The sequence below is a fragment of the Amycolatopsis sp. PSD-21 genome, assembly GCF_055561455.1.
On sequence record NZ_CM145712.1, the window covers coordinates 6,202,719 to 6,215,147 of the forward strand.

14 protein-coding genes are annotated in these 12,429 nt (G+C 69.3%); 11 read left to right on the forward strand and 3 right to left on the reverse strand.

What is annotated here, in order from left to right:
• Nucleotides 1-171 precede the first annotated feature (171 nt).
• From ACZ1DY_RS29025 to ACZ1DY_RS29050, 6 genes are read left to right on the forward strand one after another with little or no spacing between them, the layout of a single operon-like run.
• Nucleotides 172-1,191 (forward strand): Gfo/Idh/MocA family oxidoreductase, encoded by a 1,020-nt coding sequence (locus tag ACZ1DY_RS29025; protein ID WP_257485555.1) that lies wholly within the window; start codon nucleotides 172-174, stop codon nucleotides 1,189-1,191.
• The gene (locus tag ACZ1DY_RS29030) at nucleotides 1,181-1,999 is read left to right on the forward strand and encodes a sugar phosphate isomerase/epimerase family protein (RefSeq protein WP_465481528.1); all 819 of its coding nucleotides are present in this window, start codon (nucleotides 1,181-1,183) and stop codon (nucleotides 1,997-1,999) included. Before ACZ1DY_RS29025 ends, ACZ1DY_RS29030 begins: the two co-directional genes overlap by 11 nt.
• Nucleotides 1,996-3,216, forward strand: a complete 1,221-nt coding sequence (locus tag ACZ1DY_RS29035; protein WP_465481529.1) for a M20/M25/M40 family metallo-hydrolase — start codon at nucleotides 1,996-1,998, stop codon at nucleotides 3,214-3,216. The genes ACZ1DY_RS29030 and ACZ1DY_RS29035 overlap by 4 nt, the downstream gene beginning before the upstream one ends.
• Nucleotides 3,213-4,262 carry an Ldh family oxidoreductase gene (locus ACZ1DY_RS29040; RefSeq protein ID WP_465481530.1) on the forward strand — a complete coding sequence of 350 codons (1,050 nt, stop codon included), beginning with the start codon at nucleotides 3,213-3,215 and terminating at the stop codon, nucleotides 4,260-4,262. The genes ACZ1DY_RS29035 and ACZ1DY_RS29040 overlap by 4 nt, the downstream gene beginning before the upstream one ends.
• Entirely contained in the window at nucleotides 4,259-5,203 is a 945-nt protein-coding gene (locus ACZ1DY_RS29045) for a Gfo/Idh/MocA family protein (RefSeq protein ID WP_465481531.1), read from the forward strand. Before ACZ1DY_RS29040 ends, ACZ1DY_RS29045 begins: the two co-directional genes overlap by 4 nt.
• Complete coding sequence (locus tag ACZ1DY_RS29050; protein WP_257485550.1) at nucleotides 5,136-5,537, forward strand: DUF6917 domain-containing protein; 402 nt, start codon at nucleotides 5,136-5,138, stop codon at nucleotides 5,535-5,537. The genes ACZ1DY_RS29045 and ACZ1DY_RS29050 overlap by 68 nt, the downstream gene beginning before the upstream one ends.
• 35 nt (nucleotides 5,538-5,572) lie before the next feature.
• On the opposite strand, the gene ACZ1DY_RS29055 is transcribed toward ACZ1DY_RS29050, so the two are convergent.
• From ACZ1DY_RS29055 to ACZ1DY_RS29065, 3 genes are all read right to left on the reverse strand, one after another.
• Nucleotides 5,573-6,109, reverse strand: a complete 537-nt coding sequence (locus ACZ1DY_RS29055; protein WP_257485549.1) for an EF-hand domain-containing protein — start codon at nucleotides 6,107-6,109, stop codon at nucleotides 5,573-5,575.
• An 81-nt stretch (nucleotides 6,110-6,190) separates the two neighbouring features.
• Nucleotides 6,191-7,438 carry a nucleotide sugar dehydrogenase gene (locus ACZ1DY_RS29060; protein ID WP_465481532.1) on the reverse strand — a complete coding sequence of 416 codons (1,248 nt, stop codon included), beginning with the start codon at nucleotides 7,436-7,438 and terminating at the stop codon, nucleotides 6,191-6,193.
• 34 nt (nucleotides 7,439-7,472) lie between these two features.
• Nucleotides 7,473-7,781 (reverse strand): hypothetical protein, encoded by a 309-nt coding sequence (locus ACZ1DY_RS29065; RefSeq protein ID WP_192741324.1) that lies wholly within the window; start codon nucleotides 7,779-7,781, stop codon nucleotides 7,473-7,475.
• A gap of 373 nt (nucleotides 7,782-8,154) precedes the next feature.
• Here ACZ1DY_RS29065 and ACZ1DY_RS29070 point away from each other — a divergent pair, with 373 nt between their 5' ends.
• From ACZ1DY_RS29070 to ACZ1DY_RS29090, 5 genes are all read left to right on the forward strand, one after another.
• Nucleotides 8,155-9,429 carry a threonine/serine exporter family protein gene (locus ACZ1DY_RS29070; RefSeq protein WP_465481533.1) on the forward strand — a complete coding sequence of 425 codons (1,275 nt, stop codon included), beginning with the start codon at nucleotides 8,155-8,157 and terminating at the stop codon, nucleotides 9,427-9,429.
• Between the two features lie 132 nt (nucleotides 9,430-9,561).
• Entirely contained in the window at nucleotides 9,562-9,999 is a 438-nt protein-coding gene (locus ACZ1DY_RS29075; RefSeq protein ID WP_465481534.1) for a hypothetical protein, read from the forward strand.
• Nucleotides 10,000-10,306: 307 nt separating this feature from the next.
• A complete protein-coding gene (locus tag ACZ1DY_RS29080) occupies nucleotides 10,307-11,167 on the forward strand; it encodes a peptidase inhibitor family I36 protein (RefSeq protein ID WP_465481535.1) in 861 nt (286 codons plus the stop codon).
• A 164-nt stretch (nucleotides 11,168-11,331) separates the two neighbouring features.
• A complete protein-coding gene (locus tag ACZ1DY_RS29085; RefSeq protein WP_465481536.1) occupies nucleotides 11,332-11,898 on the forward strand; it encodes a helix-turn-helix domain-containing protein in 567 nt (188 codons plus the stop codon).
• Nucleotides 11,895-12,410 (forward strand): hypothetical protein, encoded by a 516-nt coding sequence (locus tag ACZ1DY_RS29090; protein ID WP_465481537.1) that lies wholly within the window; start codon nucleotides 11,895-11,897, stop codon nucleotides 12,408-12,410. The genes ACZ1DY_RS29085 and ACZ1DY_RS29090 overlap by 4 nt, the downstream gene beginning before the upstream one ends.
• The last annotated feature ends 19 nt before the right edge of the window (nucleotides 12,411-12,429 follow it).

A 12,429-nucleotide genomic window follows, 5' to 3' on the forward strand; every position in this document is an offset into this window, starting at 1 on the left:
CCACCTCCGGTGGCGTTGGAACCCGTTCCCGAGCGTATGTCAGGAAAACCGGGCCCTCGCGAGGTTCGCACTTCCTGGTCAACCCCAGGGGAAAGTATTGACAGTTGATCATGGCGGATGTCAGTTTTGCGATGGATTCCGAATGGGAAACTCTGAGGAGCAGGCTCACCAGTGCGTTCACTCATTGTGGGACTCGGCCGGGCAGGCGCGGGTCTGCATCTGCCGGTCTTGGCCAAACTCCGTACCCGGACCCCGCTGCTCTTCGACGACGCTCCCGTCACCGCGTGCGAACCGCGGCCGAACGTCGCCCCGCGGGCGGGTCTCGAGGTCGTTCCGACCATCGAGGCCGCGGCCGCCGGACTCGACCCCGCCGTCACCGTCGCGCACGTCTGCACCCCGCCGACCGAACGCCTCGCCGTGCTCTCCGAACTGGCCACGCTGGGCTTCCGCAAGGTGATCGTGGAGAAGCCGCTCGCCGCCGACATCGACGACCTCGCCCGGATCATCCGCCTGCGCCGCAAGTACAAACTGCACGTCGAGGTCGTCGAGCCCTGGCTCGCCAGCACGCTCACCGCACGGTTGGTCGAGCTGATCCGCAGCGGCCGCTTCGGCGCTCCGAAATCCATCGACATCGTGCAGAACAAACCGCGGTTCCGCCGGTCGCTCGTGACGCCGGGACACCCGACCGCCTTCGACGTCGAACTGCCGCACGGGGTCGCGCTCGCGCTGCGGCTCGCGGGCGCCGCGCGGGTCACCCACGCGTCCGGGACCGATCTCGAGGTCGAGGGGAACGTCGGCCCCCGGATGGGCGGCGCCAGCGTCGGTCTCCGGCACAATTCGGGAATCCACACGGAGATCCGTTCGGATCTGACCTCGCCGGTGCGGGAGCGGCGCGTCACCGTCGACTTCGAGACGGGCACCGCGGTCGGGCATTTCGCGGTGAGCGGCGACGACCACCATTCGCAGCTGACCCTGCGGTCGAACGGCCGGTCCGAGCACGTCGTGCTGCGCGACGACGCCATGACCGAATGGATGTTCCAGGCCTACCGGAAGTTCCAGGTGGACGGGGAGCAGACGCAGGGCTTCACCTTCGCCACCGAGGTGGTGCAACTGCTGTCGGTGGCCAAGAACATCTGCGCGGAACCGGTCTCCCGTCCCGAACCCGGCGCGGTGGCGGCCCATGCCGACTGACCCGGTGTTCGCCGGCATCACCGACGAGGCTGCCGACGACCTCGGGGGCCAGATCGCGGCGCTCGACGCACTGGGGTGGCGGACGATCGAGCTGCGCACCGTCGATCGGATCCCCGTCGCCGACCTCACCGACGAGCGGTTCGACGAGGTCGCGACGACGCTGGCGGGCAAGGCGATCGGCGTGGTCTGCCTGGCGTCCCGGATCGGCGGCTGGGGCAGGCCGATCACCACCGATTTCCGGCACGACCTCGCGGAACTGGACGTCCTCGCCAGGCGAGCGCGGTCGATCGGCACGCGCTATCTCCGGATCATGTCGTATCCCGGCGATGGCCTGTGCGAGGACGACTGGCGCCGCCGGGCCATCGCGAGGATCACCGTGCTCGCCGAACACGCCGAACGGCACGGCGTGACGCTGCTGCACGAGAACTGCTCGGGCTGGGCGGGCACGAGTGCCGAGCGGATGCTCGAACTGCTGGACGAGGTCGCGAGCCCGGCGCTGAAACTGCTGTTCGACACCGGGAACGGCGTGCCCCACGGTTACGACGGATTCGACCTGCTGGCCGATATCGCCGGCCACGTCGAGCACGTGCACGTCAAGGACGCGGACGAGCACGGCTTCACCCTCCCGGGCGAGGGTGAAGCACGCGTCGCGGACTGCGTGAAGTTGTTGCAGGCCAACGGGTATCGCGGCGCCTGGTCGCTGGAACCCCATCTCGCGCTCAAACCCCATGAGCCGGGTGTGCTCGCGCACGACGCGGCGGCCACGTTCGTCGCCGCCGGCCGGGCGATGGCCGGGCTGTTCCCGTGATCCGCGAGGATCGGGAACTGCTGTCACGGCTGCTCGCCCTGCCGACGGCCGGTCCGCTCGAAACGACCGGTGAAGTCCGCCTCTGGGACGCGATGCGGGCTTACGCCGATGCGGCGGCCGGGATCGGTTTCGAGACGCTGTACCTCGGCACCCCGGAACCCTCGGTGCTGCACCGGCCGGGTGTCCCGGTCGCGGTCCGCGAAGCCGGGCCGGACTTCCTCGCCTGCCAGCCGAGCCTGGTGCTCCGGCTCGGCCCGGCCAGTCCCGCCGTGATGTTCAACGTCCACCTCGACACCGTGGCGCCGTTCGAGCCCGCGGGTTTCGACGGGACCAGGTTCACCGGCCGGGGCGCGATCGACGCCAAGGGGCCCGCGGTGGCGCTGCTGGCCGGGATCCGGGCCGCGGTCGCGGCGGATCCGGCGGTCGGCCGGGACGCCGGCGTGCTCATCCAGGCGGTCTCCGGCGAGGAAGGCGGCGCGATGGGCACGTTCGGCACGCGGCCGCTCGTCGAGGCGGGTTTCCACGGCGAGCTCAACATCTTCTGCGAGCCGACCGGCCTGCGCTACCTGCCCCGCTGCTCGGCGTCGATGACCGCGTGCGTGCGGGTGCGCGGGGAAGACGCGATCGACGACGAACCGCACCGAGGGCACAACGCCACCGTCCTGCTCGGCTTCCTCGCCCAGCACCTCGCGCTCGACCTGGCGGACCACGGCCGGGTCTGCGTGGCGGGGCTGCACACCGGACGCCTGCACAACAGGGTGTACGGCAGCGGGGAGCTTCTGCTCAACATTCCCTACGACAGCCGGGAAGCGGCGGCGAAGATGACCTCCGCGCTGGAGGACGGGCTGCGGTCGGGCATCGCCGCGTTCGTCACCCGGTTCAGTGAGTCCCCCGCGTTCGCCCGTACCGCGGCCGACGCCGCGGCGATCACCGACGTGCGGTGGCTCAAACGCGACCTGCCCGCCCTTATGGCGCGGGACATCCCCCTGCTGGACGAGTTCGTCACCCGCTGGCCCGACGACGAGCCCGGCTTCACCTGCGACGCCCTGTGGCTCGCCGACGTCCCCGGCACCCGGACGGCCGTCCTCGGCCCCGGTTCCCTCGGCGGCAACAACGCGCACTCCGCCGGGGAGTTCGCCGACGTCGGAGAGCTCGACAAGTTCTCCGACGTCGTCCGCGAGATCGTCGTGCGATTCAGCCGGAACGGAGGAGCATGACCGTGCTGATGCCCTACCCCGAGCTTCTGTCCCTGGTCACCGCGATCTTCGTGGACCGCGGCGTCCCGCGGGACCGGGCGGCGATCGCCGCCACCGCGTTGTGCCACGGCGACCTGACCGGGGTGACCTCGCACGGACTGGTCAACCTCACCCGGCTGTACCTGCCACTGCTCGACGAAGGCCGGGCGGATCCGGCGGCGGACATGGTGATCCAGACCGATCTGGGCGCGTGCGTCCTCGCCGACGCCCGTCGCACGCTGGGGTTGTGGTCGGCGTCGCAGGCCATGGAGCTGGCGTGCGCCAGGGCTTCGCGGCACGGCATCGGGATGGTGTCGCTGCGGGGCGCCACGCATATCGGCTGTGCGGGCCACCACGCCGCGCGCGCCGCCGCCCACGGCATGATCGGCCTCGTCGCGTCGAACTGCGGCGGGCAGCGCATCGCCCCGCCACCGGGTGGCGCGGCGGCGATGCTCGGCACGAACCCGCTCGCGCTGGCCTGTCCCGCCGGTGACGCGCATCCGTTCGTCCTCGACATGAGCACCACCGTCGTGCCGACCGGGCGGGTGCGGGCCGCGGCGAGGGAAGGCCGCGCGATCCCGCCGGGGTGGCTCGCCACCGATGACGGCGCGCCGGTGACCGACGCCGCCGCGTTCGACCGCGGCGACGCCCACCTGCTGTGGCTGGGCGGCGACCCCGAAACGGGCGCCTACAAGGGATTCGGCCTTGGCCTGCTCGTCGAGGTGCTCGGCGCGCTGGTACCCGGCGCCATGCTCGGCGCGTTGTCCGCCGACGGGAACCGCGACGACGACATCGGCGTGCTGACGCTGGCGATCGCACCGGAACTCCTGCGGGGCGGATTCGCCGCCGACGCGACCGCGTTCTTCGCCGCCGTGCGCGGCTGGCCCGCCCGCGACCCCGCCGCCCCGGTCGTCTATCCGGGCTGGCACGAGGGTGAACGCGCGGCCCGGTTCCGCGCGCACGGGGTGCCGGTGCCCGACGACGTCTACGAAGTACTGCACGCGGTGCGGGAAAGGGCGGTCGGATGATCCGCGTCGGTGTCGTGGGGCTCGGCGTCATCGCACGCTTCTACCTCGCCGCGGTGGAACGGTCCCGTGCCTTCGGGCTCGCCGCGGTCTGCGATCTCGATCCGGCGGCGCTCGCCGGGATCGGCGTGCCCGGCTACCGGGATCACCGGGAGATGCTCGCCGCCGGAGGGCTCGACGCGGTGATCGTGACCGCGCCCAACGACGTCCACGCGGCCGTGTGCCGGGACGTGCTGGACGCCGGTCTGCCGGTCTGCGTGGAGAAGCCGCTCGCCACCGTGCTCGCCGACGGCGAAGATCTCGTGGCGAGAGCGGCGAGGCACGACGTCGCCCTGTTCACCGCGTTCCACCGCAGGTACAACAGCAACGTGCGGGCGCTGCACGAGGACCTCGCGGGCCGGGCGCCGATCGCCTCACTGAGGGTGCGTTATCTGGAGCGGATCGAAGAACACGTCGGCGGTGACCGCTGGTATCTCGACACCGCGCGCTGCGGAGGCGGTTGCGTGGCGGACAACGGACCGAACGCGCTCGACCTCGTCCAGATGTTCCTCGGGGCGGTGTCGCTGCGGAGCGTGCGGATCACGCGGGACGCGAAGGGCGTCGACAGGCAGGCGACCCTCGTGCTCGACAACGCGGTGGTGGAACTCGACTGGTCGTTTCCCGGAGAGGTCAAGGACATCGAAGTGGCCCTGACCGATGGCACCGTGCTGCGCGCCGACATGCTCGCCGGGTTCCCGGCGTTCAAGGAATCACTCCGGCACGAGTACGACGGGTTGCTGCGGGAGTTCGAGGAAGCCGTGCGCAAGGGCGGGGCCTGGCGCGACAGCGGTCTCACCACTCTGTCCATAGTGGACGAATGTTACCGGAAGGAGCGCGATGCGCGAGGACGGGCCGAAACGGGAGATCACCGGCACGGTGGTGAAGGTGCTCGTACATCACCGTGAAGACCGGGGAATGAGCCTGGAGCCCTTCGCCAGCCGATGCGTTCGCGCCGGCGAGATCCACGAACTCGTCACGACCGGCCACGAGGACACGGAGCCCGGAGCGCCGATCGACCGCGTCGGTTTCCTCGGCTTCGCCGAAATCGAGCGGGCCGGGGTGATCGACCGAGGCGACGAGGTGTGGATCGGCGGCGAACTCGTCGGCACCGTGCTCGGCTTCGACGGCTGCCATTTTCCCAACCACTACAACATTCTCATCCACACCACGCCGCCGGTGACCGGTGAAGAGCTCGGCTTGAAACCGGAACTGGAGGTGCGTTTCCGCGGCCGGTGGTGAGTGTTCCCGGCCCGGGAACACTCACCACTTCGCCGCTACTTGCCGAGCAGGGGCACGTCCGATTTGCCGAGATGGTAGTCGCGTACCGCGTGCACGAGTTCGTCGACGGTCAGCTTGCCGTTGCCGTTCACGTCGATCGCCCGGAACGCGGGGGCCACGGCCGAGGACTCGACCCCGATGGCCGCCAGCCACTTGGCGAACTCCTGCTGGTTGACCTCGCCGTCGCCGTCGGTGTCGCACAGGCCGACGATCGCGGCGATGGTGGGCCGGACCACCCGGTCGAATCCCGAGTCGCCCTCGGAGAAGATCTGCGCCTCGATCACCTCGGTGAACTGCTGCTCGCTCAGCGCACCGTTCGGGCCGGCGCCCGCCTTACCGGCCAGGTACTCGTACATCGCCACGAAAGAGTCCTTCACCGCGCGCGCCTGTGGCGAGGCCGGGTCTTCGCCGAACGCCTTGATGATCCGGCCGGCTTCGGCCTCGAGATCGGACTTCTCGATCTTGCCGTTACCGTTGACGTCCCACTTCTCGAAACGCTTCTTGAGCCTGTCGTTCTTGACCGCCGTGGTCATTCGTGCACACTCCTTTTCGCGTGAACTCGGAAGAATCTGCGGTACGCGCGTACCCGGCGGCTCTCGACCCGCCGGACACGGTCAAAGACGGACGACCTCCTCTCCGGGCACCTGGCCCGTCACGTCGAACAGCAGCCTGGCCGTCGAGGTCAGCCGGCTGAGGTCGTAGGCGCGGTGCGCCACCAGCAGGACGGTGACGTCCGCGGTTCGGAGCACCTCGTCGAGGTCGGTGGCCGGTGGCCCCAATTCGGGTACGGCCACGGCCACCGGGTCGTGGTAGGCCAGGTCCGCGCCGAGCGCGCGCAACCGGAGGGCGATCCGGATGGCGGCGGACTCGCGGGTGTCCGGCACGTCGGCCTTGTACGCGACACCCAGCAGCAGGACTTTCGCTTCGCACAACGGTTTTCGCTGCTCGGCGAGCAGGCGCGTCACCCGCTCGACCACGTGCTCGGGCATCCGGTCGTCCACGAGCCGGGCGGCGTGCACCACACCGAGCGGGGTCCCTTCCCGGTCGGCCTTGTCCAGCAGGTATTTCGGGTCGACCGGGATGCAGTGCCCGCCGACGCCCGGCCCCGGCACGAAGGGCATGAAGCCGAAGGGTTTGGTCGCGGCGCAGTGCACCACGTCCCACACGTCGACCCCGATCCGGTCGCAGAAGATGGAGATCTCGTTGACCAGGGCGATGTTCACGTAGCGATAGGTGTTCTCCAGCAGCTTGGCCATCTCGGCCTCCCTGGTGCCGCGCGCCACCACGATCGTGTCGACGAAGCGCCCGTAGAACGCCGCGCAGTACTTGGCGCACAACGGGGTGTGCCCGCTGATCACCTTCGGCGTGTTCCGGATGCCGAAGCGGCGGTTGCCCGGGTCGACCCGCTCGGGCGAATAGGCGAGCGCGAAGTCCTCCCCCGCGGTCAGGCCGTGCTTCTCCAGGATGGGGCGGACGATTTCGTCGGTGGTGCCGGGAAAACTCGTCGACTCGAGCACCACCAGCGTTCCCGGCCGCAACTGTTCGGCCACCGTCTCCGCCGCCTCACGCACCGCGGCGAGATCCGGCCCGCCCGACGGGTCCAGCCCGGTCGGCACGCAGAGCACGATGGTTTCCGCGGTGCCGAGCACACCGGGGTCGGTCGTCACGGTGAACCCGCTCGCCCGCATGGCCCGCAACCGGCTCGTGGTCACGTCGGGCACATGCGAACGCCCAGCGGCCACGGCGGCCGCGACCCTCGGCGAGGTGTCGTACCCGGCGACCGACAAACCCGCCTCGCAGGCGGCTTCGGCCAACGGCAGTCCGACGTAACCGACTCCGACCACGACAAGATCGACAGACACGGGACCCCCTCAGTCTCGATGTCACACGAAACGATCAGCTGACCGAGAACGACCCGGTGCCCGGTGGGACGTGGGAGCCGTAGCCCGCCGGGACGCGCATCCCGGGCGTCAGGCAGAGCGGATCGCCGTAGACGACCACCTCGGCCGAGGTCAGATTGGCCAGGACATGGGCGGCGATGGGGAGTTTGTAGCAGCCGTCGGGGTTCCGATAGGTGTCCAGACGCTGGAACTCGGTCGAGAAGACCACCACTTCCCCGGCCGCGGCCTGAGCCGGTGGGCTCGCGACCATCAGCAGGGCGCCGGCGGACACCGCGCTCATCGCGGCGATGACAAGACGGTTCATCGTATGCCTCCTCCACATCCAAGATCATGACTTCAATCCGCACGCTAACAGTCACTCTTGGTGAAATCGGGGTCTCGCCGGAACTTCACGCGCGCAGGTTGCGGTCCGTCCCGGCGGGTCATTCGGATGGCGGCTTCAAGCACTCTTCGCGTGATCTTTCGGAAGCGTCCGGTTCACATGAACGAGTGGCGCGGGCAATGAAGTCAGGGATGATCGGCGGTGAATAGAGACGCTGAGTGTCCCGGGCCCTCGTCGACCGGAAAAGCTTGCGCGGCCCGGCGTTCTCACTCTTCGTGCCACGATCGGGCTAAGCCGGGCCTCCGCTCCGGCCAGCGGCTCCGTCCCGCACGGGTCAGCCCTTACAGTGCCGACCATGTCGGAGGAGGAACGCGCGCGGGCGCGACGTGTGCTGGCCTTCGCGCTCGACGTGGCGATGCAGATGTTCCGTCAGGGCATCGAGACCGCCGTCGTCGTCCGCACGATCCGCCGGCTGGCGAACGCGGGCGGTATCGACGATCCGCGGATCTCGGTCGGGGTGCGGACGGTCCATCTGCAGTACTGCCCGAGCGGAGGCGGCGAGCCGGTGGTGCTGCTGGGCAGTGTCGAAGCGAACGACACCCGCGACATCGGCCGGATGGGCGATCTGGAAGCGCTCGCGGTCCGTGCCGGCACGGGCGCGACCTCGCCCGAAGAGGCCGAGCACGCGATCGGCGAACTCGCCAAGGCGGGCCCGACCTGGCCGTGGTACGTCAGCCTGCTCGGCGGCTGCCTCCTCGCGGCGATGATCTGCCTGCAGGCCAACGGCACCCTGCTCGCCGCGGTGGTCTCGGCCGCGTTGTTCGTGCTCGCCAACCGCGTCGGCTGGGCGCTCGGCACGATCGGCATCGCGGAGTTCTTCCAGGTCGCGGCCAAAGCGAGCACCGTGCTCGTCGCCGCGATCTCCCTGCTGTCCCTCGGCCTGCTCGACGGGCACGAGGCCGCGAGCCTCTCGGCGGCCAATCTCGTGCTGCTACTGCCGATCCTGTCGCTGGTGTCCCTGGTCGAAGACGCCGTCGGCGACTTCCACCTGATGGCCGCGGCGCGGATGGTCACCGTTCTGCTGCTCACCGGCGCGATCGTCACCGGAGTCATGGTCGTGGTGTCGGTGGCCAACGATCTCGACATCCTCGGGGAGGCAGGCCGGGTCCACCTCGCCACGCTGCCGCTCGCCCTGGTGCCGGCGACCGCGCTCGTCGGTTCACTGGGCAACGCGATCCTGATGGGCACGCCCGCGCGGTGGTGGCTGCTCGCCTGCGGCGCCGGGATCGTCACGTCCCTGGTGAACTGGGCGGGGCACTCGATACTCGGCCTGGCCACTCCGCTGTCGATCTTCCTCGCGACCACGGTGCTCGGCGCACTGGCCGGCGCGGCGGCCCGGACCTTGCGAGTGCCGACCGCCGTCGTCACCATCCCCGGGCTGACCGGCGCCGTGCTGCCCGGCCCCGCGCTTTACCTGAGCCTGTCGCAGGTCTTCGCCCGGGTCCCCGGCGCGTGGACCGCCGTGGCCGAAGCGATCGTCTCCACCGCGGCCATCGGCGTCGGCGTCGTACTCGGTCTCCAGCTCGCCGCGCTGCACCGCGCCGGGCGCCGCGCTCTCGGCGCTCGCTGATTTTCGAAGTGTTTTCCACAAAAGGAAGTCATTTCGATCCGAGTGTCCTTTGTGGTCCGAATGGCCCCTGCGTCCGATATCGGACGCGCGTTACCCTCGGGCCGATGCGATAGCCGAACCGAAGGGAACGCAATGCCCCGTTTTTCGCGCATTCTCGCGCCAGTCGCGGCGACAGCGCTGGTCTTCTCGTCACAGATGCTCGCCACGCCCCATGTCGCCGCGGCCGATTACACGAGCATCGACGTCGGGCCGGTCAGCATGGCCACCTCCATGGAGTGCATGGGAGAGCGAAGGTCGGTGGGTGACGCCTGGGTCACGCTCAACGGTGACCGCATCACCGTGCGGGATCACTGCGCCGACGGGAATCCGGTCATGGCCAGGGTGCAGATGACGGTCAACGGAGCCACCCGGTATTGGCTGTGCTACAACACCTCCGGCGGCGGAACCACGAAAGTGTGCGACAACGATTGGCCAGAAGGATTCGTCGGATTCAAGACCGTGATCTTCTTCGCGTGGGACGGTATCCGCGAGTACAGGATGGGCACCCTGAGGCACTGGCGGGACGGCTAGTCACACCGATCGTCCATATAGGACACTGAGCTTTTCCTACGGCGGCGCGCGGGATCGTGTCGCGAAAGCCACTTTCGGGACGTCAGGCGTCGCGAAAGTGGCTTTCGCGACATGCCTCGGCTGTCCGCGGGTGCGCCGTGCCGGTGGTCGCCCGGTCGAGGCCGCCGTCGGCACCGGCGGACCCGCGCCGCCCACCGAGCGGCAGTTTGCCCTTTATGACTTCCCTGAGCGTCTCCCGGCTCCGTAGCGTCGCGCACTGATTGATTGGCCGCGTTCAGGGAGAAAGGGAACGTCGTTGAGAAGATTGATGGCCGTACTGTTCGGCGTGGCACTGACATTGAGCAGCACTCTCCTGGTCACCCCGGCGGCACAAGCCGCGACGGCACGGAACGGCGTCTGCGAGGACGGCGAGTTCTGCTTGTACTACAACAGTAATCAGCAGGGATCGGTCAGCGATTTCGACGCGTCGGTCGCCAACTACGGCACGAGTTCCGACTGCTATCACTTCCTCGGCGCGGGCGCGGGGAGGGGCCTGTGCGTGAAGGACAAGGCGGCCTCGGTGTGGAACCGGCGGGACGCGGTCGTCACCGTGTTCTCCAAGAACGGCTGGACCGGGCCGATCGATTCGTTCCCGCACGGCGCCAAAGGCAACTTGAGCTCGGCGTACAACGAAAACGCCGGGCACCTGCTCGGCCTTGTGGGGAACGACTGGCTGGAAACCGGGCTGTACCACAGTGATTCCGGCCGCATCACCTCCTATTTCGACGGCTACGTGAGCACGTCGGGCAGGCACGAGGGGATCGACTTCGCGCGCGGCTTCGGCGCTCCCGTGTACTCGATGACGCAGGGCTACGTGATCAGGAAGACCGAGGGCAGCAACGGCAGCGCCGGCCTGTCCACGTTGGCGATCTACAATCGTGATCAGGATTTCACCATCATCTACCTGCACCTCAACCCGTCGAACGGGCTCGCGGTCGGTGAGTTCGTGAACCGCGGCCAGCAGATCGGCACCGAGGAGTACCGCGGCGCCACCGCCACGCACACGCATGTCGAGTACCGTCCGGGCAGGCGCGAGAGCGCCGCGGACAGCACCGGCGATCCGGTGCTCGACAACCCGAGCCCGTCGATGTTCTGGCGGAACCACGGTTACAACATCTGCTGCGGATAGCGCCGCCGAGCCCGCTCCGCTCACCCGAGCCGGGCGGGCTTCTCCGGCCACGCACGTCGAACCGGCACTTTTTCGGTGAAACTTCCGGTTGTCCCTCCTCTGTCGCTTTCCGACCATGATGCGGCATCGGTGACGTGAGTCGCTGAGCGAACCGGAGGACGCCAGTGACTCGAGGTGTTCACATCGGCCTGTCCGGCAGGCAGGCGATCGTGCTGGACGTATTGCTGCTCAACGCGAACCAGGTGGTCGGCATCGACCGGTTGATCGACGCCGTCTGGGACACCGAACCGCCCGCCACCGCGCGGACCCAGGTGCGGCTCTGCGTGTCGGCGCTGCGGGCGAGCCTGGGCGGGATCGGGCTGCCCTCGGCCATCGTCACCAGGCCTCCCGGATACCTCATGCGGGTGGCCGAAGCCGCCCCGGCGCTGGAGTCGATCACCCCGGCGGATGAGCGTCCGGCCCACTTCGGCGAGTTGCTGCGGAGCCACCGGCAGAGCCTCGGCGCGACCCAGCGGCTTCTCGCCGCCCGCTCCACCGTCAGCGTCCGGGCGATCAGGGATCTCGAACACGGCCGGGTCAGCAGGCCCCGCCGCGACACGGTCCGGCTCATCGCCGCCGGGCTCGGCCTGTCCGGCCAGGCGCGCGCCGACTTCGAACGGGCAGCGGCCTCGTCCCGACCGACCACCGGCACGTCAGCGCCGGGAAACCACCGCAAGAGGAGATCCGTATGAAGCATCCGTGGAGAGCGGCGCTGGCCGCCACTCTCGCCGCTCTCGCCGGCTTCGCCATCGGCGCCGTGCCCGCCGGCGCCGACGTGACACCGCAGGCCGACGCTCTGCCACCGCTCGCGATCGAGGACTTCAACTACCCGCAGGCCGCGCAGATCCAGGCGGAACGCGGGTTCCTGCTCAAACGCGGCGACGGCCACATCGTGCTGCTCGCCACCTGCCCGGCCGACTCGGCGGATCCGGATCTGCTGCGGATCGCCGAACGTGGCCAGCCTGCCCCCGGCTACGTGTGCTTCCGCGTCTCGGGGAAGACCGGTCACCTGACCGTGGAAATGCCGTCCGTCTACGGCGTGGACACCGGGAACTTCACCAGCGAGGTCGTCCTGACCCCCGACGACGGGGCGACGAAGAAGACCTACAAGGTGCCGCCGAACAGCTACGCGGGCGTCGGCGAGACCGACCCCGGCGGCACCGGCGGCGAGTACATGCTCCTGGAAATCAAGGTCTCCCGTTGACCGGCCACCGTGCGAGGAA